This window comes from Mycoplasma anseris ATCC 49234 (assembly GCF_000702805.1).
GTDB lineage: Bacteria > Bacillota_I > Bacilli_A > Mycoplasmatales > Metamycoplasmataceae > Metamycoplasma > Metamycoplasma anseris.
This window is the reverse complement of sequence record NZ_JNJX01000009.1, coordinates 16,844-41,475: the sequence shown is the minus strand read 5'-3', so window position 1 is coordinate 41,475 and position 24,632 is coordinate 16,844. Positions and strand designations below refer to the sequence as shown.

Annotated in this window: 21 protein-coding genes and 2 rRNA genes; 11 read left to right on the top strand and 12 right to left on the bottom strand. The window is 30.5% G+C overall.

The window, feature by feature from the left end; genetic code table 4:
- From T401_RS0102645 to infC, 12 genes are all read right to left on the bottom strand, one after another.
- Positions 1 to 2,792, bottom strand: a 23S ribosomal RNA gene (locus tag T401_RS0102645); the annotation flags it as partial.
- Positions 2,793 to 2,972: 180 nt separating this feature from the next.
- Positions 2,973 to 4,490 (bottom strand): 16S ribosomal RNA (locus T401_RS0102640).
- Between the two features lie 213 nt (positions 4,491 to 4,703).
- A complete protein-coding gene (greA, locus tag T401_RS0102635; RefSeq protein WP_033178946.1) occupies positions 4,704 to 5,174 on the bottom strand; it encodes a transcription elongation factor GreA in 471 nt (156 codons plus the stop codon).
- A 13-nt stretch (positions 5,175 to 5,187) separates the two neighbouring features.
- On the bottom strand, positions 5,188 to 5,904 hold the full coding sequence (locus T401_RS0102630) for a BC85_0335 family putative methyltransferase (RefSeq protein WP_033178945.1): 717 nt from the start codon (positions 5,902 to 5,904) through the stop codon (positions 5,188 to 5,190).
- Positions 5,904 to 6,230: a hypothetical protein gene (locus T401_RS0102625; RefSeq protein WP_033178944.1), complete on the bottom strand. Its 327-nt coding sequence runs from the start codon at positions 6,228 to 6,230 to the stop codon at positions 5,904 to 5,906. The genes T401_RS0102630 and T401_RS0102625 overlap by 1 nt, the downstream gene beginning before the upstream one ends.
- Positions 6,211 to 6,654, bottom strand: coding sequence for a Holliday junction resolvase RuvX (gene ruvX, locus T401_RS0102620; RefSeq protein ID WP_033178943.1), 444 nt, complete (start codon positions 6,652 to 6,654; stop codon positions 6,211 to 6,213). Before ruvX ends, T401_RS0102625 begins: the two co-directional genes overlap by 20 nt.
- The gene (alaS, locus tag T401_RS07045) at positions 6,654 to 9,305 is read right to left on the bottom strand and encodes an alanine--tRNA ligase (RefSeq protein ID WP_033178942.1); all 2,652 of its coding nucleotides are present in this window, start codon (positions 9,303 to 9,305) and stop codon (positions 6,654 to 6,656) included. Before alaS ends, ruvX begins: the two co-directional genes overlap by 1 nt.
- Positions 9,306 to 9,314: 9 nt before the next feature.
- Positions 9,315 to 10,430 carry a tRNA 2-thiouridine(34) synthase MnmA gene (gene mnmA, locus T401_RS0102610; RefSeq protein WP_033178941.1) on the bottom strand — a complete coding sequence of 372 codons (1,116 nt, stop codon included), beginning with the start codon at positions 10,428 to 10,430 and terminating at the stop codon, positions 9,315 to 9,317.
- Positions 10,423 to 10,632 carry a DNA cytosine methyltransferase gene (locus T401_RS0102605; protein ID WP_033178940.1) on the bottom strand — a complete coding sequence of 70 codons (210 nt, stop codon included), beginning with the start codon at positions 10,630 to 10,632 and terminating at the stop codon, positions 10,423 to 10,425. Before T401_RS0102605 ends, mnmA begins: the two co-directional genes overlap by 8 nt.
- Before the next feature lie 321 nt (positions 10,633 to 10,953).
- On the bottom strand, positions 10,954 to 11,313 hold the full coding sequence (gene rplT / locus T401_RS0102600) for a 50S ribosomal protein L20 (RefSeq protein WP_033178939.1): 360 nt from the start codon (positions 11,311 to 11,313) through the stop codon (positions 10,954 to 10,956).
- Positions 11,314 to 11,333: 20 nt separating this feature from the next.
- Positions 11,334 to 11,522, bottom strand: a complete 189-nt coding sequence (gene rpmI / locus T401_RS0102595; protein ID WP_033178938.1) for a 50S ribosomal protein L35 — start codon at positions 11,520 to 11,522, stop codon at positions 11,334 to 11,336.
- Between the two features lies 1 nt (position 11,523).
- The gene (gene infC, locus T401_RS0102590; protein ID WP_241848927.1) at positions 11,524 to 12,258 is read right to left on the bottom strand and encodes a translation initiation factor IF-3; all 735 of its coding nucleotides are present in this window, start codon (positions 12,256 to 12,258) and stop codon (positions 11,524 to 11,526) included.
- 131 nt (positions 12,259 to 12,389) lie between these two features.
- On the opposite strand from infC, the gene T401_RS0102585 reads away from it, so the two are divergent.
- The 11 genes from T401_RS0102585 (at position 12,390) to T401_RS07005 (ending at position 24,632) form a co-directional block, all read left to right on the top strand.
- A complete protein-coding gene (locus T401_RS0102585) occupies positions 12,390 to 13,202 on the top strand; it encodes a DnaB-like helicase C-terminal domain-containing protein (protein ID WP_033178937.1) in 813 nt (270 codons plus the stop codon).
- Positions 13,195 to 13,566: a hypothetical protein gene (locus T401_RS0102580; RefSeq protein WP_033178936.1), complete on the top strand. Its 372-nt coding sequence runs from the start codon at positions 13,195 to 13,197 to the stop codon at positions 13,564 to 13,566. The genes T401_RS0102585 and T401_RS0102580 overlap by 8 nt, the downstream gene beginning before the upstream one ends.
- A gap of 9 nt (positions 13,567 to 13,575) precedes the next feature.
- A complete protein-coding gene (locus T401_RS07040; protein WP_033178935.1) occupies positions 13,576 to 15,222 on the top strand; it encodes a hypothetical protein in 1,647 nt (548 codons plus the stop codon).
- A gap of 1 nt (position 15,223) precedes the next feature.
- A complete protein-coding gene (locus T401_RS07035) occupies positions 15,224 to 16,441 on the top strand; it encodes a hypothetical protein (protein WP_052169668.1) in 1,218 nt (405 codons plus the stop codon).
- The gene (locus T401_RS07030; protein ID WP_033178934.1) at positions 16,441 to 18,744 is read left to right on the top strand and encodes a hypothetical protein; all 2,304 of its coding nucleotides are present in this window, start codon (positions 16,441 to 16,443) and stop codon (positions 18,742 to 18,744) included. The genes T401_RS07035 and T401_RS07030 overlap by 1 nt, the downstream gene beginning before the upstream one ends.
- A gap of 63 nt (positions 18,745 to 18,807) precedes the next feature.
- Positions 18,808 to 19,344, top strand: a complete 537-nt coding sequence (locus T401_RS07025; protein WP_033178933.1) for a hypothetical protein — start codon at positions 18,808 to 18,810, stop codon at positions 19,342 to 19,344.
- Positions 19,345 to 19,350: 6 nt separating this feature from the next.
- A complete protein-coding gene (locus tag T401_RS07020; protein ID WP_033178932.1) occupies positions 19,351 to 20,256 on the top strand; it encodes a hypothetical protein in 906 nt (301 codons plus the stop codon).
- Positions 20,257 to 20,267: 11 nt separating this feature from the next.
- Positions 20,268 to 21,605 (top strand): hypothetical protein, encoded by a 1,338-nt coding sequence (locus tag T401_RS07015; RefSeq protein WP_033178931.1) that lies wholly within the window; start codon positions 20,268 to 20,270, stop codon positions 21,603 to 21,605.
- A 1-nt stretch (position 21,606) separates the two neighbouring features.
- Positions 21,607 to 23,085, top strand: coding sequence for a hypothetical protein (locus T401_RS07010; protein ID WP_033178930.1), 1,479 nt, complete (start codon positions 21,607 to 21,609; stop codon positions 23,083 to 23,085).
- Between the two features lie 14 nt (positions 23,086 to 23,099).
- On the top strand, positions 23,100 to 23,849 hold the full coding sequence (locus T401_RS0102540; RefSeq protein WP_033178929.1) for a hypothetical protein: 750 nt from the start codon (positions 23,100 to 23,102) through the stop codon (positions 23,847 to 23,849).
- 525 nt (positions 23,850 to 24,374) lie between these two features.
- Entirely contained in the window at positions 24,375 to 24,632 is a 258-nt protein-coding gene (locus T401_RS07005) for a hypothetical protein (protein ID WP_145960558.1), read from the top strand.

Sequence of the window (24,632 nt, the reverse complement as noted above, 5' to 3'; positions counted from 1 at the left end):
TATTCATCTTTGAGGGGGCTTCCCGCTTAGATGCTTTCAGCGGTTATCCTTGCCGTACTTGGCTACCCAGCTATGCTCTTGGCAGAACAACTGGAACACCATCGGTACGTCCACTCCGGTCCTCTCGTACTAAGAGTAGCTCTCATCAATATTCCAACGCCCACATCAGATAGGAACCAAACTGTCTCACGACGTTTTGAACCCAGCTCGCGTACCGCTTTAATGGGCGAACAGCCCAACCCTTGGAACCGACTCCAGCTCCAGGATGCGATGAGCCGACATCGAGGTGCCAAACCTTCCCGTCGATGTGATCTCTTGGGAAAGATAAGCCTGTTATCCCCAGGGTAGCTTTTATCCGTTGAGCGACGGCCTTTCCACGAAGTACCGCCGGATCACTAAGTCCTGCTTTCGCACCTGCTCGACTTGTAGGTCTCACAGTCAATCACACTTCTACCTTTATGCTCTACATACGGTTTCTGACCGTACTGAGTGTAACTTTGAACGCCTCCGTTACCTTTTAGGAGGCGACCGCCCCAGTCAAACTACCCACCACACACTGTCCTCTTGCCAGATCGTGGCAACAAGTTAGAAGTTCAACGTAACAAGGGTGGTATTTCAACGGCGACTCTGTAAGAACTAGCGTCCTTACTTCATAGTCTCCCACCTATCCTACACATGTTAAATCAAACTCCAATATGAAGTTATAGTAAAGCTCCATGGGGTCTTTTCGTCTAGATGCGGGTCTCCGGCGTCTTCGCCGGAACCATAATTTCACCGAGTCCAATGTCGAGACAGTTAAGAGATAATTACTCCTTTCGTGCAGGTCAGTATTTAGCCGACAAGGAATTTCGCTACCTTAGGACCGTTATAGTTACGGCCGCCGTTCACCCGGGCTTCACATTAATGCTTTGCATAAGCTAACACCTCTGCTTAACCTTCGGGCACTGGGCAGGAGTCACCCCATATACATCGTCTTGCGACTTAGCATAGAGCTGTGTTTTTGATAAACAGTTCCCCCTTACTATTCACTGCGGCCCATGAATTACCATGGGCATCCCTTCTTGCGAACTTACGGGATGATTTTGCAGAGTTCCTTGACATTGGTTTTCTCGCTCGCCTTAGAATACTCATCTTGGGGACGTGTGTCCGTTCTCGGTACAGGTTTCATAGAACTTAAGTTAGAAGCTTTTTTAAGAGGTATGGAATCAGCCAATTCGCTACTTGGTTGCCCTTTCACTATGCATCATAACTCCCGGTTATACAGTGCGGATTTGCCTACACTGACCAGTTATTATTTACCCCACAATCCAATAAGTGGTAGGAATATCCTCCCCCGTCACTCCATCACATTCAAGAAAGTACAGGAATATTAACCTGTTGTCCATCGACTACGCTTTTCAGCCTCGCCTTAGGCCCTGACTAACCCTGGGTGGACGAACCTTCCCCAGGAAACCTTCCCCAATAGGCGTCAGAGATTCTCACTCTGAATCGTTACTCATACCGGCATTCTCACTTGTAAGCGCTCCACCAGTCTTCACAGTCTGGCTTCAATGCACTTACAACGCTCCTCTAACGCATTTTCATGCCCGTAGCTTCGGTATTGTGTTTTAGTCCCGTTGAATTATCGGCACAGAGTCTCTCGACTAGTGAGCTATTACGCACTCTTTAAACGATGGCTGCTTCTAAGCCAACATCCTAGCTGTTTAAGAAACTCCACAACCTTTCTCACTTAACACAATTTTGGGACCTTAGCTGACGATCTGGGTTGTTTCCCTCGCGTGCATCGACGTTATCACCGATGTACCGACTGCATAACAATACATGATAGTATTCGGAGTTTGATTATAGTCAGTACGGCTAGGCGCCGCCATTCCATATTCAGTGCTCTACCCCCATCATTTAACGTTACACGCTAGCCCTAAAGCTATTTCGAGGAGAACCAGCTATCTCCAAGTTCGATTGGAATTTCACCCCTACCCACAAGTCATCCGGGCACTTTTTAGCGTACTACGGTTCGGTCCTCCACTTAGTGTTACCTAAGTTTCAACCTGCTCATGGGTAGATCACCTGGTTTCGGGTCTATATCAACATACTAAAGCGCCCTATTAAGACTCGATTTCTCTACGGCTTCGCTTTAATCCACTTAACCTTGCATGTTGACATAACTCGCCGGTCCATTCTGCAAGATGTACGCCATCACCCATTAACGGGCTCTGACTAACTGTAAGTAATTGGTTTCAGAATCTATTTCACTCCCCTCCCGGGGTTCTTTTCACCTTTCCCTCACGGTACTAGTTCACTATCGGTGTCTGGTTAGTATTTAGCCTTACCGGGTGGTCCCGGCAGATTCAGACAGGGTTTCACGTGCCCCGCCCTACTCAGGATACTATCAAAAGTCTTACGTATTTCGCTTACGGGAATTTCACCCTCTATGTTTAAGCATTCCAACTTATTCTGCTATACGTAAGATTTATAACTTTGAAAGATAGTCCTACAACCCCAACAACAAGTGTTGGTTTGGGCTTTTCCCCTTTCGCTCGCCACTACTAAGGGAATCATTCTTTATTTTCTCTTCCTGCTGCTACTGAGATGTTTCAATTCACAGCGTGTCTCTCCATTCGACTATGAATTCATCGATATGGTAATTGAGGATTAATTCAATTAGGTTTCCCCATTCGGAAATCCCCGTTTCACAGTATATTTCCAACTAAACGAGGCTTATCGCAGGTAATCACGTCCTTCATCGACTTCCAGACCCAAGGCATCCACCAAAAACTCTTATCTTGTTTAATAGTTTTTAAATTTTGTATGACCTATTGTATGTCTATAAATATTCTATAGGTTGATCTAAACTTTGAAATATTAATAAATTTCAATGTCTATATTCAGTTTTCAAAGAACAATTGAGAGAAAGTTCTCTCAAAACTGGATACAAATTTTATTTCCATAACAGTGAGAATTGTACTCCGTAGAAAGGAGGTGATCCATCCCCACGTTCTCGTAGGGATACCTTGTTACGACTTCACCCCAGTCACCAGTCCTACCTTAGGCAGTCGCCTCCGAGGTTAGCAAACCGACTTTGGGTATTACCAGCTCCCATGGTGTGACGGGCGGTGTGTACAAGACCCGAGAACGTATTCACCGCAGCATAGCTGATCTGCGATTACTAGCGATTCCGACTTCATGGAGTCGAATTGCAGACTCCAATCCGAACTGAGATCGGCTTTTTGAGATTTGCTCCATGTCGCCATATTGCTTCTCTTTGTACCGACCATTGTAGCACGTGTGTTGCCCCACTCGTAAGAGGCATGATGATTTGACGTCATCCCCACCTTCCTCCCAGTTACCCAGGCAGTATCTCTAGAGTCCTCAACATTACTTGTTAGTAACTAAAGATAGGGGTTGCGCTCGTTGCAGGACTTGACCAAACATCTCACGACACGAGCTGACGACAACCATGCACCATCTGTCACTCCGTTAACCTCCACTATATCTCTATAGCTTTGCGAAGGATGTCAAGAGTGGGTAAGGTTCTCCGTGTATCTTCAAATTAAACCACATGCTCCACCGCTTGTGCGGGTCCCCGTCAATTCCTTTAAGTTTCACTCTTGCGAGCATACTACTCAGGCGGATCATTTAATGCGTTAGCTGCGTCAGTGATTCTCCACCGACTAATGATCATCGTTTACGGCGTGGACTACCAGGGTATCTAATCCTGTTTGCTCCCCACGCTTTCGTCCCTCAGTGTCAGTATAGACCCAGTAAGCTGCCTTCGCCTTTGGTGTTCTTCCATATATCTACGCATTTCACCGCTTCACATGGAATTCCGCTTACCTCTATCTAACTCTAGTTTACCAGTATCCAAAGCGAGCCAGGGTTGAGCCCTGGGATTTGACTTCAGACTTAATAAACAACCTACGAACGCTTTACGCCCAATAATTCCGGATAACGCTTGCGACCTATGTATTACCGCGGCTGCTGGCACATAGTTAGCCATCGCTTTCTGATAAGGTACCGTCAGCTTCAAAGCATTTCCTCATTGAAGTGTTCTTTCCTTATAACAGCACTTTACAATCCGAAGACCGTCATCGTGCACGCTGTGTCGCTCCATCAAGCTTTCGCTCATTGTGGAATATTCCCTACTGCTGCCTCCCGTAGGAGTTTGGGCCGTATCTCAGTCCCAATGTGGCCGTTCAGTCTCTCGACCCGGCTAAACATCATAGTCTTGGTGAGCCATTACCTCACCAACTAACTAATGTTCCGCACCCTCATCTTCTAGTGGAGCTTTAAGGCTCCTTTCACAAAAGAATCATGCGATTCTCTGCGTATCCGGTATTAACCAATGTTTCCATTGGGTATCCCAATCTAAAAGGTAGATTAAGCACGTGTTACTCACCCATTCGCCGCTAGGTCCGAAGACCCCGCTCGACATGCATGTATTAGGCACACAGCCAGCGTTCATCCTGAGCCAGGATCAAACTCTTAAAAAGTTTTGATTATTATAAAATTATTAAATTGACGTTATGGTATATTCGTATCCAGTTTTCAAAGAACTTTTTTGCGATTATTTTAAAGTCGCTTTTAATATTGTACTATATTTTTTTACATTTAGTTCAAAAAATTTTTTTATTTTGTTTTTAATTGCTAATAAAAAAATAAATAGGATTTCAAAAATAAATGCCTATTTATTTTACATTAAATTTTTAATTTATTTCTAAAATTTTCACTTTATATTTTTTAGGAGCATCTACTTCAATTGTTTCTTCTACTTGTTTATCTAGTATTGCTCTAGCAAGTGGTGAAGTGTTGGAAATTTTATTATTAAAAGGATCTGCATCTAAAGCACCTACAATTTGAACATCCATTACCTTATTATTATTTAATGAAATGATTTTAACTGTTGAACCAATTCTTACAACTGTAGTTTTTGTATTTTCAGAAATAATTTCACAATTATCTAAAATGTGTTGAATTTCAGAAATTTCATTTTCAATTGCAGCTTGTTTATCTCTAGCAGCATCATATTCAGCATTTTCAGAAAGGTCACCTTGGTTTCTAGCTTCCTTTATTTCTTCAATTACTTGTGGACGAGCTACTTCTTGTAAATATTTTAATTTTTCTTCATATTGTTTTAGACTCTCTAAAGTCAAATAAATTTTATTTTCTTCTGACATACATCCTCTCCTTTTAATTATTAGATTCTTCAACCATAGATTTAATTGAATTCTTAGCTAATAGTATAACATTTTTATTTTTTATTTTCAATGTTTCGTATCTAAAACCTAATTCTGAAATTAGAAGTTTTTGTTCTTTGATTTCTTTAATTTGATTAAATACTAAAACCATCATGCCATTATCATTTAAAAAATCTTTATTTTGTTTAATACTATTAATAAAATCATTATTATTGTTAATGACTAATAAGTCTCAATCTTTAATTGCACTATTTGTTATTAAATTGGTTGATTGTAAAATAGGTTTTAGAGTCAAAAAATGACTTTCTTTTACATTATTATTAATATAAACTGGTTTTTGGGTTAATTCAGAAATAGAAATAGCTAAATAATCACTATCATCTTCCACATAAATGCGATTAAACTTATTTAAATAGACGCAATTAACCAAAAATGCTACAAAGAAATCGCCATCAATATTTTGATATTCTTTTTTAATTCCATCTAAAACCATTCCATAATTTGGGTTAATATATTTTAATTTTTTAATTTCGTTTAATTCATCCAAAATTAAATATTTTTTTAGCATTTTCTTTCTTATTAATAATGTAACAACAACACCAACAATAGCAATTACCAAAGCAATAATTCCGGTAATCAATAAAATTAATCTCGTTTTATCAGAAAGTGAAGATTCTTTTCCTAAAACATTTTGGGCATAATTAATCATTAGTTAATAATTTCTTCTTCCTCTTCTTGATCTTCAAAAAATCTAGCTAAAAAATCATTTCCTTCTTCATCTAATAAGAGATTATGATCATAATAATCGTTGATAATTGTTTCAATGATCTCTAATTCTTTTGCTTCTTCATCATAAATTGGCAAAAGATTTTCTGGATTTTTTGGGTCAGCTTTGAAAGAAATTATGACATCTTTATTTGTAACAATTAAATAATGATCTCCATTTTCTTCAAATTCTAAAATAATATAAAATGTTTCATTATTAATTTGAATTTTTCTTTCTTCCACAAATAAATTAAATTTCTGTTTTTCCATCATTCTTCCTTAAAAAGTCTTCTAATATAAGTTGGGCTGCTAAAGAGTCTTTTTTAGTTTTTCTTTTTTTTCTTGTTCAGCCAGCATTAATCAAAATTTCTTCAGCATTTCTTGTACTTTGACGTTCATCTTGTAAATAAATGGGTAAATCAAAATGTTTTTCTAATAGCAATTTAAATTGTTCTACCATTAAAGTTCTTTCACTTTTTGATAAATCCATTCTTAACGGGTATCCTAATACAATTCCATCAATGTTATTTTTATAATTATTAGAATTTATATAATCCTTTAATTTTTCAATGACTCTTAAAAAGTTGTTTTCCTCAAAGCGGAAATTTTCTAAACCAGTGGCAATAATCCCCAATGGATCAGAAATAGCAAAGCCACAAGTTTTTGTTCCCAAATCTAAACAAATTTTTCGCATTAGATTATTTCTTTAATAATGTTTAGAATTTGATCTAAATTTTGGTTTGTAGTAATTGAACCTTGGGCAACAATTGGATTTCCACCACCTTTTCCATTTAATTTAGCAGTAATTTGTTTAAATAAATCTAATGAATTAAAGGTTTTCGAAGCAACCATTAAATAGTAATTATCTTCTTTGGTGTTTGAAAGTCCAATTACAATTGCATCTTGATTTAATTCACGTAGTTGCACAACAGCTTTTCTTACATGGTTTGTATCATTTTCAACAATTAAATAAATTGATTTTTGGTTTACTATTTCAGGTTTGTAATTTGATACATCCACTGTTTCATTTTGTTTTTGTTTTAATAAAGCACGGTAATCATTTCTGATTTCTTCTTCAATGGCTTCTAGTTCGAGCATGTATGATTCTTTTTCAGTTGTGGTTTTTGCTTTTGAATCTGGAAGATTTTTGTCATATTTAGAATCTAGTTCTTGGTTATTTCTGATTAAAGTTTTTAATAAATCCAATTCAGTTTGAATTTCAGCATCTAAATATTCATGAACAAAATTAAATGAAGTAACAACTCTTAGACGATAAACTCCTGTTCCTTTAGAATCAACTCCCACAATTTTAAAATCTTCAATTACACTTGTTTGTGGAACATGAGTACCACCGCATAAATCTTTAGTAATGTTTTCAAATTCTACAACTCTTACTTTATTTGCATCATGATATTCTGATTCTTCAATAGTCATAAAAGCACCCATATCTTGTGCATTTTTAATAGTTGTAATAATATAATTTCTTTTTTCGTTTCTTTTAATATATGAACGCATTATACTTTCAATTTGTCTTATTTCGCTTTTGGTTGGACGATGATCTAAACCAAAGTCAAAAGTAAAATGTTCATGAGTAATATTAGAACCTAATTGTTCAATTTTTTCATTTGGATAAGTTCCTCTTAAAGCATGAAACATCAAGTGAGTTGCAGAATGACCTCTTGCAAAATTGATTCTTTTTTCAGAATCAACATGACATTCAATTGGAAGATTTTTGTCAATTTTTCCTTTTACTTTATGAACATGGTTTCAAAACTTATCTTTAAAAATATCTAATACTTCAATTTCGTTATTTCCTTGAATCATATATCCAAAATCATGATTTTGTCCCCCGCTTGTTGCATAAAATGGAGTTTTGTCTAAAATTACATAACTAATTTCATCTTCAATGGTTGAACTAATTTCTTGTTCATCATTTAATAAGTATAAAATCTTTGAAGTTGAATCTAAATATTCATAGCCAATAAATTCGCTGCAAAAATCCTTAATTAAAGATAATGAATTAATAACTTTTTGCATTCCAACTTCAACATTTCCTCTTGACTTTTCTTGATGTTGTTTTAAAAATTCATTAAATTCTTTAATATCAATTTTTATATTTTTTTCAGACAATATTTCATTTGTTAATTCAATTGGAAAACCATAGGTATCAAACATTTTAAAAGCAATAGCAGCTGTTATTGTGCCATTTTTAGCAATTTCATGTTCTAATAATTTTTCACCATCATTAATTGTTTTGGCAAATAAATCTTCTTCATTCTTAATAACTTCTTTAACAGTCTCAATATCAATATCATAAATTAAAGAATCTTTAACAATTGAAACCAAATTATATAAGAAATGTTTTTCTTTAATGCCTAATGAAATGCCGGCACGATATGCTCTTCTAATTAATCTTCTTATAATATAACCACGTCCTGCATTTGAAGGAGTCACCCCATCATTAATAGCATTTACTGAAGCACGAATATGATCAGCAATTATTTTAAATTTAGTATTAATTTTAGTTTGTTCTTTATCTTTTGTAAAGTAGTTTTGAATATCGTATTTAACATCAACTAGTTTTTCTACTTCTTTAATGATTGGCAAAAATAAATCGGTATCAAAGTTGGTTGGAGCATCTTGCATAATTGAAGTAATTCTTTCTAAACCGGCTCCAGTATCAATGTTTTTGGTGGCTAAATCTGTGTAATTATTTTCACCATCGTTATTATATTGTGAAAAAACAATATTTCAAATTTCAATAAAACGGTCATTTTCAATATCCTCTTTTAAAAGTTCAACTCCCCGTTTATCATATTTTTCGCCACGATCATAAAAAATTTCTGTGTCGGGTCCACAAGGTCCTTGACCAACGTCTCAAAAGTTAGTATCTCTAGTTCCTTTTATCATATGCAAAGGATCAATACCGTTTTTAATTCAAGCATTATACGTGTCTAAATCTTCACCATAATAAGTAATATAAATTTTTTCTTTTTCAAGCTTTAAAACATCAAAGATAAATTCATATCCATAAGCTATGGCTTGTTCTTTAAAATAATCACCAATTGAAAAATTACCTAACATTTCAAAAAAGGTATGATGTCTTGCTGTAACACCAACATTTTCAATATCATTAGTTCTAATTGATTTTTGTGAGTTAGTAATTCTTTTTGAAGGTGGAATTTTTTTACCACTGAAATAATCTTTTAAAGTGGCAACCCCTGAATTAATTCATAATAATGATGGATCATTTTGTGGAATTAATGATTTTGATTCAACAACTAGATGTCCTTTTGATTCAAAGAAATCTAATCACATCTGTCTAATTTGTTTTGAAGTTAACATTTTTACTCCTTATAGATAAGTTTTTTGTTGTTCATGGAAATATATCTTATCAATTATAGCACCACCAACAACCTTATTATTATCATAGATAACAATTTCTTGACCTGGGGTGACTGCTTCTGTTTCTGGATATAATACTTCGATTTGGTTATTTGCTAAGATTTTTAGTTTGATTGGAATATCTTTTTGACGATATCTAAATTTAGCAGTTAAATTATTTAAATTATATTCGTAAGCAATTTGATTGAAATTAATAGCAATTAGTTTATCTGATAAAAGATATTCTGGATGATCTTCATTGGCTACATACAATTCTTTTTTATTAATATTATGTCCTACTACAAAATATGGTTTTTCAAAGCCACCTAAATTTAAACCCTTTCGTTGCCCAATTGTATAATACATTGCTCCAACATGTTTTCCCACAATTTGATGATTGGCTATATCAATAATATTGCCAGGTTGAGCTGGAATATAATTAGTTAAAAATTGTGTAAATCTTCTTTCCCCAATAAAACAAATTCCGGTGGAATCCTTTTTATTGGCGGTTGCCAAGTTTAATTCTTCAGCAATTTTTCTTACTTCAGGTTTTGTTAATTTAGCTAAAGGGAAAATCACTTTTTTTAATTGTTCATTGTTTAATTGGGCCAAGAAATAAGATTGATCTTTATTTTCATCAATTGCTTTAAAAAGTTCACCGTTAATTGCTTCAGCATAATGCCCCATTGCTATAAAATCGGCTTTTAATTGTTCAAAAGCATATTTAGCAAAATAATTAAATTTTATGTATTTATTACAAAAAATATCGGGGTTTGGTGTTCTGCCAACTTTATATTCATTGATTAAATAAGTAAAAACATGATCTCAATATTCTTTAATAAAATCTATTCTGTAAATCTCAATATTTAATTTTTCAGCTACTGCTTTAGCATCTTGTCAATCTTGTTCTTGTGGGCAAATATCTTGGGTTATATTTTCATTACCTGAAATATCATTGTTTAAAAATGAATCTCAATTACGCATAAAAAGCCCAACTACTTCATAACCTTGTTTTTGCAATAAATAAGCACAAACACTAGAATCAACTCCACCGCTCATTCCTAAAACAACTCTTTTTTTATTCATTACGCTCCTTTTCTAAAACTTCTTTTAATTTCAAAGCAATTCTTTTAATAACTGATACTGAAACACTATTACCAGCTTGTTTATATAAATGCGAATTAGCAATTTCTGGTAATTTAAATTCCTTTGGAAATCTTTGAAAATTAAAGTATTTTCTTGGCGGTAATTTTCTTATTTTTTGGTTTTGTTCACAAAAAAATAGCATATGGTTTTATGTTATATGGTTCAATAATTTTTTTATTATCGAAAATCTTGGTTTTTTTCTAGTAGCTTAATTTAAACCAATATTTTCAATTATTACCTCCGGAATATTAACTCCTCTTGTATAAACAACTTCAAATAATCTTTAATGTTTCAATTTTTTTATGTTTTATAAACCTCTTTTAAATTCATAGTTTTTAATTTATTTAACATATTCAAAATTATATAAGTTTTATTTTTTAAACTTATAATATTAGGAATTTATTAGGAAAGTTATTTATTTTTTTAATGCCAATAAAAAATAAATCGGATAACCCGATTTAAATTATTTGTTTTTTAAAGCTTTTTGAGCTTTTTCAACGATTTGTGCAAATGCTGTTGGATAATTAATTGCTAATTCAGATAACATTTTTCTATTAACTTTGATATCAGCTGCTTTTAATCCTTCAATTAATCTTGAGTATGATAAACCTAATGGTCTTACAGCCGCGTTAATACGAGCGATTCATAATCTTCTAAATTCTCTTTTAACGTTTTTTCTGTCTCTAAAAGCGTATGTTCATGATTTAACAACTGCTTGTTTAGCAACTTTATATCCAATTGATTTGTGTCCTCAATAACCTTTAGCTAATTTTATTCATTTACTACGTCTTCTTCTTGTAACTATTCCACCTCTAGTTCTCATAACGATTCCTTTCTAAATTATTAAATAATTTCTTTGTATCTTTTGAAATCTGAATGTGATAATGATGATGATTTACGAGATTGACGTTTTTGTTTTGTGGTTTTATTTTGAGCTAAATGTGATCTATAGGCATTTCCACGTTTTACTTTACCGGTTGCTGTGATCTTAATTCTTTTCTTAAGAGCACTTTTTGTTTTCATTTTTGGCATTTTATTCTCCTTGATTTTCAGAGTTTTCGTTATTTTTTAAAGCTTCGATTTTACGTTTATCTTTTTCAATATACATATCAAGAAAACGATCATTTTGCATGGTTGCTTCTTTAGATATCTTGGCAATATCTTCAACTAATGAGAAAAATCTTTTTAATGTGTCTTCACCTAAATCGGTTCTAGAACGTTCTCTACCTCTAAATTTAACTGAAACTTTAACACGATTTCCATCTAAAATGAATTCTCTTGCCTTTCTAGCTTTGGTTTCTAAATCATGAGTTCCAATTAATGGAGTTAATCTAATTTCACGATTTACAGTAACAGTTTGTTTTTCTTTGGCTTCTTTTTGTTTTTTCTTTTTGTCGTATTTGAATTTGCCATAATCTATGATTCTTGTAATCGGTTTATTGTTTTCTAAAGCAATTAAAACTAAATCCATATTGTAATCTCTAGCTTTTTCAATTGCTTCTTCTTTAGTTAAAACCCCGATTTTTTCACCGTTTGGACCAATGACAAAAACCTTTTTAAAAGGAATGGCATTGTTGACAACGTGTTCTGATTTTGGACGACGATTTTCATGTCCATTTTGTGTATCTAATTCTTTAATAACTTTCTCCTTAAAATAAATAAAAAAGTGGTTTATCCACTTCCCAAAAACTACAAAAATCTTTCTTGTAGCAACCCAGAGAAAAATCCCTAAGGTGAGAAATGAATCTACTTGTGCTAATAAAAGCAAATGTATTATATAACATTTTGTAGTTTTTTGTATACAAAAAGCTAAATTTTGGAAAGAAAAGCTACATTTTACCCTTCAAGGGGGGTAGAAAAAAAATAAGGGGTGTTCCCTTTTAACCTAAGGAGAAAAAAATGAATGGAGTAAATTACTTAACTTTAAAAAAACATATGGCACTATTAAAATCAATCCCCCAAGAAAAGTTATTAACCCATTTTAAAAGTTTTGACAAAGTAACAAATGGATTACAAAAAGATAAGTTTTATATTTTAGCAGCAAGACCAAGCGTAGGCAAAACGACATTCGTTACAAACATAGCCATAAACGTTAATAATCAGAGAAGTGACGGAGTGGTGCTTTTTATAAGTTTGGAAATGACTGCTATGGAAATGGCAAAAAGATTAAAGCAAACAAAAAGAATAATCAAAAACCCACAAAACTTAATTTTTATAGATTTGCCAAGTTTAACAATCGAGGGACTTGAAAAAGAAATAAAAAATTTTGTAAAGGAAAATAAAAAAATAAATCTTATTGTTATCGATCATATCCAATTATTAAACTCTTCAAGGGCAAGCAAAAATAAAGAGTATGAAAAAGTTAGCTACATTTCAAGAAGTTTAAAAGTTATAGCGCAAACCTACAACATACCAATTTTAGCAGTTAGTCAACTTTCAAGAGAGTTTGAAAAAAGAACAATGAAAGCCAAATATGAAGATGGTGAACCTATGCTAAGCGACTTAAGAGATAGCGGAACAATCGAGCAGGATGCTGATGTTGTGGCATTTATTTGAAATTACATAGACATAGATGAAAATAAAAAAATTCTAAAATTCACAATTAAGAAAAACCGTCATGGTAAACATGCCAATGGATTTATAAAGTTTAATTTAAAAAACCAAACCATGAAAGAAATAAAACTTGATATGGAAAAGGAGGAATATGAATAATTTAGTTTTAGCTGTTGAAGTTTTTAAAGAACCCATTTTAAAAGCATTTTACAAAGAAGAAGAGCAGAAAACTTATTCGGGTTTTTTAGGGAAATTTAATTCAAGTTCTACCAGTGCCCCATTTTTCTTATGGTGTTTTACTTTTAATGAAGAAGTTATTAATGTCTTTAAAACTTTAAGTGCTGGAGAACAGGTGATTATTTCTGGTGAGCTTAATATGGAGCTTAAAAAGCAAGGAGAAATAAAAACATATCAACCTACTTTAAACGTCAAAAAAGTGCAATGAAGAAGTGAAGGCAAATCAGAAACCCCAAAAGTCAGCTACAAAGAATTAAAAACTGAAATAGAAGCAGCCCAAAAATAGAGGTAAAAAATGGATTTGGATTTTAACCTTAATATCAAACCTCCAAAATTTACTGAAGAAAAATTATATGAAATTTTAAAATACACTGATTTAGATGCAAACCCAGCATATGAGGCATTTAAATCAAATTCAGTTATAGAAATCCATGCAGGAGCAAAAGGGGTATCAAAATCATTTGGGCAAGCTGTTATAAGCATTTATAGAATTGTTAATGAAATTAATTTCTGTAGTTTATGGTGCCGTAACCAGTATAACCACATTAAAAAAACATTACGACCTACTTTCGAAAAGGTTTTAAGTTTTTTAAAAAATGTTCATAATTTGGATTTTACCCCATTTTTTAAAATTTTTGATAGTGGTTTATATTGAGTTTATGATGACGGAGGAGCGGGTCGGTGCATTCTTTTCGAGAACTGAGAAAGTATGCAAGCATTTCAAGGGATAACCCTAAAACAAAACGATTTCTTTTGGGGAGAATTAGTAATTGATGAACCAATTGAAGATCCAAGTGATAGCAAAAAACAAACTCACCAATTAGAAGAGTTTTATGATATCCAAAGAGAAAAATTGCCCTTATTAAGAGCAAACACCATAGAGAGATTAGCTGCACCTGATAACTTTAAAATCAAACTTAAATTTTTATACAACATTTTCACAATCGAACACTTTTTAATTAAGGATTATCACAACAAAGTAATCCCTTTAGTAAATTCACAAAATAAATTAAATGATAGTGTTTTAACTGAACTTAATGAAAAAAGTTTTATTCAAAAAGAGGACAAAGATTTTGAAGATATTGGGATTATCGTCACTATGTATCATAAAAATTTTGTTCCGGAAAAACAATTCTCTAAATTACAAAGAGCAGCAGCAGAACAACTTAAAAAACAAAATTATAAAAAGTGATTAATTACCATTTGTGGTTTTACCTTTATGGATGATACGAGTAATCAAAGTTATTTTTTGAAAGACATAATTTTTAATGAAGAAGGAAAAATTAATAAAAACATAATAATTAATGAAACTTCAAAAATTTTAAAGAATAAAAAAATATTAGGGATTTTTGACGGGTTTGACGCTGGCATGATTGACAACTCCAGTTGAGTAAGGATCTTTTTACTGGATGACGGAACTATATATGTTTATCAACTTTGTGAAGATATTAAAAACTTTTTGACTATCAAAAATAGAAACAACATTAATAAAAAGCTAATTCAATTACTAGAAGCTTCTAATAAAACTATATTTGAAAAATATGCTGACCACATTGCTTTTAATGCTGAGGAAATCACAAACATTATTTATTGTGATAACGACATTATTATTGAGGATCTAAATTTATTAATGCGAAGAGCTAATTTAAAAATGTTTGCCACCAAAGCAAATAGAAGAGACACCAAAACTCAAAAGTTTGGAATTATCAACCGACAAGAATGAGAAAAATGAATTCTTAAAACTGGGGCTATTTCTTTTAATCAAGCAACTTCATCATTACTTTTCCATTTAGCAAAACAATATATAAACCCATTTGAAGACAAAAGAAATGAAGAAGTTAATAAAAACATTTATGACTTAATAAATGCTTTTGAAATGTCTGCTTCGGTTGCTTACCGTTATCAATTTTATTTAATGAAAGAAAACAAAGAGAGGGATTAATATGGCTTTAAACGATTTATTAAAAGATTATCAAAATCATAGAAATAATTTTTTTGGCAATGGAAATTTTATAAAACCTAATAGTAAAAAACAATATACCGAATTAGGGGCAAAAATTCAAGTTAATTCATTAGCTTTCAAAATGCCAAAAATAGAATTAAAAAACCAAGAAGCCCAAAAATCTTTATTTGAAGTTTTGGAAAAAAATAACTTTTTGGAATTAATCCAATACCTAGAAGAAAACTTATTCAGATATGGAAAATATGCAATTGGAGTTTTTAAATTTAATGGTGAAATAGTTTTAAAACTGGGAAAGGTTTTAAGACAAGAATTTATTAATAATAAGCTTTATTATTTATTAGTTCAAATTGATGAAATAGAGCGCAATACAACACGTTATAACATATGTTTAGAATATGACTTAACTAAATACCCAAATTCATTTAATAAAGCATATGCTGAAGAAGTTGTAAGTAAAAAACAAGTGTCTTTAAATAGTGTAAATTATTTTATTAACTCTAATAGCATTAATGTTGATTATATTCCTTGAGTAATATTTAAAAACAATTACAAGAGCATAAGCGATATAGAAATTGTGGACCCTTCTTTATTTCAAATTTTAGACAATTGTTTAGAAATGTTAATGCTTGATAACTTCTATTCTTCTCCTTTTTTATATATCACCAGTGCAATTAATAGTGAAGCAGCCAAAAAGACCGAAGAAGCCATTTATAAGCTTGATAAAAGGGTTGTGAATGTAAATGGCTATGAAATGGCTTTTTCAGAAAATGGCACCCCTTTAACCATGCTTCAAGGTTCTACTTTATCCGCATCCATTTTACAAAAAATTGATAAGTTAAATTATCTAATTAAAGACGCTTTATTCTTTAGAATGAATTCGGCTGATTTTGGAACCAAAAATATGCATAATGCTGAAGTAGAGAGTTTAAATTCTAATTATGGAGATTATTTAGAAACCAAAGCAAACTTAAGAGAGATTTATTATAAAAAGTTTTTATTAATGATATTAAACATTCTAAATTATGAAGTTAGTGAAGAAGAATTAAAAATAATTGTTGCTTCTTCAACCGAATATTTAAAGAGCCAAGAAGCTATTTATAACACTAATAATGATGGTGTGGCTTTAAACCCTAATTTGCAATTACAAACAGCAACAATTAAAAAAGAAGAAAGTTTTAATAATGAGGAAGAAGAATAATGTTTAATATTCCGGAAATAGAAAATTTTGAAAATACAAAAATATTAAAGCAATATAAAGTATTAAATGTTAATGATAAAAATATATTTCAAATTAGGACAAACATAAACACCAATTTAAAACTAAAGTTTTATAAAAACATAAATGGGACAACAGGAAATTTATACACAAACATTAATGAAAAAATGAATGATATATTTACTGAATATGATTACACTAATAGCATTTCATTTTTTACTAATGAAGTCATTGAAGAAAATGGATTTTATTTATATACCTTTGATGAAAAACCCAACCCCGAAACTTGCTTTTATTATGCTAATGGTTTAACAAGAACAATCAACGACGATAATGAAGAAAGTTTAACAACAATTGAATTAAATGACATTAGAGCATTAAAAACAATTAATAACAATAATTTTAAAATTGAAATAGTAGATTTTGATGATCAAGAAATTTTAAAAAAAATGACCCTTTGTTTTAACACCACTAGTTTTATAAATAATATTTCGTTTGTTTCTAATACTGGTAAAATAATCACCCCTAATAATGTCAAAGTTAAAGACAACTATTTTTTGCCTACAATAGCCACCCCTATTATTGCTAATGAAAATAAAGTAGTTTGGAGTTTTGAGTTTTGAAAACACATAATTAATTTCAATGTTCTGGACTATTTAGAAAATGAAGAAAAAAAGGAATTTTCATTAAATGATTTTTTTGGAGATAATGAACCATTAATCGCCGAAACACTTTATAAATGCATTTTTGTAAGTTTAGTATTACAATCGGGTTTTTTAGGATATACCAAAGAGCAAAAAGAAAATTTCAAAGCGATTTTTTATAGTGGCAATGATGCAGCACCTTTTTGTGATTACTTAATTAATAAAATTATCGATATTTATAAAAGAGCTAATAATCAAGTTAGCTTAAATAAAATTAAAACAATTATTTTAATGCTTTCAAGTTATATAAAAAGTCAACACACTTGAAAAGGTGGTTTTAATACAGAACATTACATTGGTCTTCCTTTTTATCTACTTTTATCAACACCAGAAAACATTAATGATTATGAAGAATTTAAAAGACAAGCAAAATTTGTTTTTCAAAGTGAATGATATAACTGAGAGATACTAGAAGATGGGCTTACTATCACCAGTAAAATCAAATTAAGTGATATTAATAAAGGGTTAATTAATTTTAATGGAAATATTTTAAGTTTTAAGGAATTGCCTAATAAGTTAAATGAAGTTAATTTAAGTAATTCACCAGTGGAATTTAATACTAAAGAAAGCCTAAACCTTAATTATTTATTTTTTAATGCTTTAGAAAATGAAAGACGGGCCTCATTTCCTTTTTATTTAGGGTATCAACCAAAAAACCCAAGTGAAAAACCTAAACCTAAAAAAAGAATTAAAAAGACCATAAGTGGAATAACTTTTACTAATCTTGGATTTAATAAAAAAGCTTTATCAATGTTAAGCAATGAAACAGTTAGGGATTATTATCTATTTAATTCCTCACCCTTCAAACAATTTAAAGCATATTTTTGATTTTATAAATGAAAATATCAAGAACAATGAAATGATGTTTTAGCAGATACAAATAATAACTTTTTACCAATTATGTGAAGTTTTAGTTTACAGAACTATTATACTGATTTAAGACATAAAGCAAGCTTTGCCAAACATAAGGCCCTTAATGATTTATATGAAAAATATAACTATGATTGAAGAAATTATTTAAGAGAGTTTTTAATAAATAATAACTATATTACCACTAATGACAAAATTGATTTTAATACTGTTAATTTCAAAGTGGAAATGCATAGTTCCCCAAAAGGTACAGATTACACCCCATTACCTGAAAAAACCAGAACAATCACATATGAATTCCAAAACCCAAGCTTATTTTGAAATATCTTTAATAACTTTTCTGCTGATAGTGCTAAAGACGAAGAAGGGTGAAGCCATATAAATTATTTAAAATTTAACATTTCAATTAAATTTGAAGTAATAAATGATGAAGTTGATTCAAGTGCTGTTAACAAGAATCAAGTCAGTCATTTAATAGAAAATTCCCAAGAAATTGAAAAATTATTTTATATCGATTGAACCAGTAGGTTAGATAGTGTTTTTGAATTGGAATTTGATTTTCAAGATAATAATGAGGTTTTAGATTACATAGAAATTAATAGCATTTTTGACGATTCAGTAGAAATAAGAATTAATGATAAAAAACCTGTGGTGTTTAATTTATCAAACAAAATTGCAAATGATTTACCAAAGACAATAATTAAAATCTAAAAAACAAAAATGGAACTGCTGCCAAAAAGACGGATTATAAAAACTAATATATTAGGAGAAATAATGAAAGAAATTTTTGAAAAGATTGCAACAACATTAAACTTAAATTTAGAAGACGTTTTAAATCAGTTTAATTTAACTTTAGAAAGCAAACCAGAGGAATTTAAAAAAGCCTTAGGTGTTTATAGTATTTTTGAAACTAAAGACAAACATGAAGAATATATAAACAAAGTTTTAAAATCAAAAGAACAACAAATAAGTCAATTACAAGAAATAGACAAGGAAAACAAACAAGCCCTTGAAATGTTAAAAAATGAAAATGAATTAATAAACCAAAAGCAAACTGAAACTATTAATAAATTAAATCAATTAATAAAAAGTGAATGACAAAATTTGGGAATTAAAAGAGATTTTGAAAAAAGTGGTTTTGATTTAGCAAATTTAGATTTAAGCAACATTAAACAATCATTATTAAACTTTGCTGAAAATGAAGGATATGCAATTAATAAACCACAAGGATTAAACCACAACCAAGATACCACACCTATTTTAACCAAACAAGGTTTTAAGAATGTGAATGGAGCAATTACAAAGGAGTAAAATGATATGAATGAATTAAGTAAACAATTATGACTACAAAGCTATACCAATGCTGACGGAAGCACTAAAAAAGATATTAAACTTGATGATATTGCTAGAGCTAAAATCTTAGGACAAACAGTAAATAAAAACGTCTTTTTAGAATTGTGTAAGGGAAATGAAATTACTACTGCTAATGAATTAACAGTATGATTTTCAAAAGCACAATCAGGTGCATTAAAACGTAAAAGTGAATTAGGAACTGGTAAATTTGATAAATGAACCCAAGGCGAAAAAATTGCTGTAGAATGAGAAACACCTTTTACATCAGCAGAAGCAATTGAAGCAGCAGCATTGATGAACCAAGATTTACCATTATTAGCAAGCAAAAAAATGGAATATTTTATTGACCAATTTAATAAAACATTTGAAAGAGAAAGTTTTAAAATGGTAGAAAAAGCAGCATTGCCATCTAATAAAAAAACTTTAGATTTTGAAAAATTAAGCGGTTTAGAAATTTATACCACCTTAGTAAAAGAAGCAACTGAACTAACATTAACAAAGGATAAATCAGAAGGAATTGATTTAGTTGCAGCAGATAAAGTGGTAATTTTAGTAAGCCCTGAAATTTTAGATAAGATTGCAACTAGTGGAATTATAGGCAATCGTGCTTTATTATCATTTGATGGGGGAGCTTCAACTGTTACTCATATCGGGGGTTATAAAATTATTTCAAATCCATATTTAAATGAAACAAAAGCAATTATTGCAACTGAATTTTCATGTATTGGTGGATTAAGATTTATTGCAGCATCAGCTGGAAAAATTGATAATTTAAGTGAAGACCAAGGGGTATATTTTGAAGCAACATATGCAAATGGAATTGCCTACAAATCATTAATTAAAACTTTTTCACAAAAAGCCATTTTATAGGCCATTAATAAATGTATGTTTTAGGAAAAACCCATAACACCCCATTAAAAGCGCTTTCACCATATAAAAGTATTAAAATTGCAAAATCAATTGCCAAAGACATTTTAAAAATAGCTTTAAAAATAGCTTTAAGTTTAGGTATTGATATTGTTGTGTGGGTAGTGAATTTATTTACTGGTTTTATTGGTGGTGCTGCTATTGGGCTGGTTTTAAACACCGCGTTAGAACTTGCTTTTGATTATTTTGATAATAAAGAGATCAAATGAAAAGACATAGGAATGGCGGTATTAAAAGGCGGGGTTTCCACTATTTTAGGACTTTCCGCCTTTTCTAAACTAGGCAAATATGTTGCCAAGGGTGTTAAATATGTTAATACTGGTAAACAAGTTTTTAAAACAGCTACTAACATAATAGCAAGCCCTGTAGAAACTTCAATTGACATTTTAAAACATGCTAGTATCAAAGCAGTTTCAAAAGTGGCAAAAATAGCTCCTAAAGTGCAAAAAGTGGTTCATTTAGCCTCCAAAATAACAACTGCTACATTAGTATTAAAAAATAATGTAGAAGTGTTAGTAAATGCTAAAAATAACCCACTTAATGCGACAAAGTTTTTTGCTAATGAAACAACGTCATTAATTAAGAAATCAAAAACTAAATTATTTAATAATCTTTGGGATAAAAACCAAAAAATTAATTTAGACACCATTAAAAAAGCAAACCCTAAACATTTTGACAAAAATAAAGAATTAAACCCACAAGCTGACAAAAACACCATTTTTCTAAATAGCAAATGAATTTATGCACTGAAACCTTTACCAGAAACAGAAGCAACCAAGAACTTAAATATTTTTACTTATTTTATTTTATTTAATCAAGCTACAACAAATAATAAAAAACTAATCCGTAGAGAAGGGGCTAAAGAGATTTACACACATGAATTTGAAGAATTCATTAAAGCCCCTAGTGCTGGAAAATATTACATTGATAACATTTCTTGGGGTTGGGATTTTAATAAATTAAGAGTAGACGTAAATAAAAGAGAAAATAAGAGGCATGCTATGGTTGAAGCAGCTGAATTTGAGGCATTAAGTCATTATGAAAATATTAGAAAAACATTGGTTTGAAAAAACCAACTTGATGATAAATCATTAGAGTTTTATAAGCAACATATTAATAGTTTTAGGGGGAGGGATTTTGGCAATATCTTAATTAATGAATATAAGACAGCTAGAGGTAAAAAAGTTAAATGAAGAACAGAACATTGAGTAAGAAGACACCAAAAGAATACAAAATGAACCAAGAAATCAAATCATATTTCTAGTTCATTAAAATTAATAGGAGCAAAATAACATGATTAAAACGGAAGAACTAATCAGATACGGAATAACCTTAGATGACTTTTTAGAATTTGGGATTATTTCAGCAGAAAACTTTAAAGTTCCTAATAAGATTTTAAAGTTAAACCCAGATTATGAAAATGATAGGGAAAAACTTTTTAATCACTTAGCCATCAGCATTTTTCACACCATTAACAACCTTTTAGGACAATTGCCAGAAAAATATAAATCAGCAGATTATGAGGCATTTATAAATGAAGTGGGCAAAACTAATGCTGAGAATTTAAAAGGCGCATTATATAGTGAATTAAGGTATCGAATTTTTAATAATGTCTGACCGGAGTTTGCCGATAAAACTTATTTAAGTTTTGGAGGTTATGCTAATATTGGGGATATTAAAAAATTTAATGAAGTTACTAAGTTATTAAGTCCAGAAGCAATTTTGTATTTAAATAACTCAAACTGATATGAATTAAATAGCCCTGATATTATTGCGGAAATATTAAAAAATCACCCAAGTTATGAGGAATTTGAGAGATTTAAAAACAGTTTAATTATTGAAGTAGAAAAAGCTAAAAACGACGAGATTAATTTAGAATTACAGAAACACACCACATTAATAAATGATAACTTTAATAATTTAGCAAATCAAATAAATGAAGCTAATAATAAAACTGATTTATACCAAACCAAAAATGACGCTACATTTATTAGCATTAAACAAAGTGTAAGAGATTTAGAAAGACAAACTGATAATTTACAAACCACAACTATCCAATTAATTCATGATAACTTAGAGCCAACTAATACAAAATTAAATTTATTAAATGATAGCGTTGTAGATAGTCAAAGTAAAATAATTTTATTAAATCAAAATATAGAAGAAGCTAAAGCAAAAACTCATGCTTTAGAAGCAGCCCTAACAGCTAATACAACAGCTGATGCTGAAACCCTTAAAAAGTTTAATGACCTTAATGCTAAATATCATGCAACTGCTAGTGATAATAATAGCAAAATTAATTATTTAACTAGTCGTTTAAATTTATTAGAAGCTAATAAACCTAAACCTATAAATGATTATGTTTTAAATGAAATTAATAAAGTTTTTAGGCAAATAGATAGTGAAGATTTAAGTCAAACAGAAACAATTTTTAGTATAAGTCCCTATAATTATGCTTTAACAATTAGAGCTGACTTTGAAAACTCTACCGTTATTAAAGACGGTTATGCTGAATTTATTTTTCAAGAGGGCAGTGATGAAGAAAAAACCACAATTTTGGGAAGTGATTTAGTTATTACTTCTGGTAAAGATGTTTTTAATGTTAAAGATGAATTAAAGAAATTGAAAAACCTAATTAATAAAGTTGCTACTTTAGAAAGTAAAATAACAAAATTACAAACCAATGTAAATGATTTGTCATCATTAGTTAATTCATCAAGAACACCAGATCGTCCGCCAAGAACACCAGATCGTCCGCCGGGATTACATTAAAATAAGGAGAAATTATGAACTGAGCGAATATAAAAGATATTGCGATATTCTTTGTGCCAATTATTTCAATTCTTACAAGTATGATAGTTGCAGCATTTGTAAAAATTTATAATGCTAAAAATAACGTGAAGTTATTAACTGAAAAACTTGAAACTGCAATTAAAGAAGCTAGAGAAAAAGAAGCCGAATTAAAACAAGCACTTGTTGAAAGAGATAAGTTAATAATGGATTTAAGAGTGCAATTAGAAACTGCTAAAGACACATTAAGCAGATATGCAAAGAAATTAGAAGCATACAAAGAAAATAAATTGACCCCATATATGGAAGAAACTGAAAAACAAACAGCAAAATACCAAAATGAAAATAAAGCATTAAATGAAAAATTAAATGAAGTTAATGCTTTAATTGAAAACTTTAAAATTAAAGAAGAAAATGCATTGCACCGCATTAATGATTTAGTTGCTGAAAACCTAAAGCTAAAAACTGAATTAAAAGACCATAATAATGTGGTAGAAAGTGCCAAAAAAATTGCTTCTTTAATAAAAGAAATTCCCTTACCTTCTTCAAATACCTCTAATGAAGCAAATAAGCCCATTTTAGAGCCATTAAAAGAAGAAACAATAAAACCCCTTTCTACAACTGAAACTGTGGCAAATAATGCCTCAAATGAAACCATAGAGGATTTACCTGAACCAGAAGACGCAAGTTATTACGAAGAAGAAACAGCTAAAGAAGAGGAAGAAAAAAGAATTGTAGTGCATTAAAAAAATAAGCCGAGTAATTAATACTCGGTTTTTTATTAAAAATCATTAAGAAAGAAAAGTCGTAAAAATTAACTTTAAAAAACTTACAGGCGTTATGTTATTTTCAAAATAAATGGATTAGGGTAATATAATTACCCTAATTACATTATACAAATAATTAATTAATTTTCGATTAAAAATTATTTTTATGAAATTTATATACTTTTTTTTAAAAAAATAAACACATTTGAAAAAAATGTTATAGAATATTAGTAGACACAAAATAACCGACCCTTTTTTGTTGTAATCTTTATATAGATTTTTTTTCAATTATAAAAAAGGGACAGGCATTATATTAATGTTTGTCTTTTTGTGTCTAAAAATTGAAATATAAAAAAGGTGCATGTCTTTTTTCCGACCCTAGACATGCACAACCTAATTATATACGTAATATTAAAAATGTTTATACATTTTGTTTATTTTCGTAATCTAGTTATGGTGCATAGTGAGGGGGGGACCCTCACTTTTTTATTAGAAAGGACACAAATGAATGAAAAAATTAATTTATATGACTACATAAATAAATATGTAAAAATTGACTTAATTAATGGTGAATGATATGAAGGATATTTAGTAAAACATAGAGATAATAAAAACCTTTTTCAAATTCTAAGTATTAATGAAGGTGAAATAAATTTCAAAATAGACGCTATTACTAAAATGAGTATTAAAAAGGAAATAGGACGATTTATTATGCGATTAGATTTTAATGCTGACAACATTTATTATAAAGAGGAAAAATAA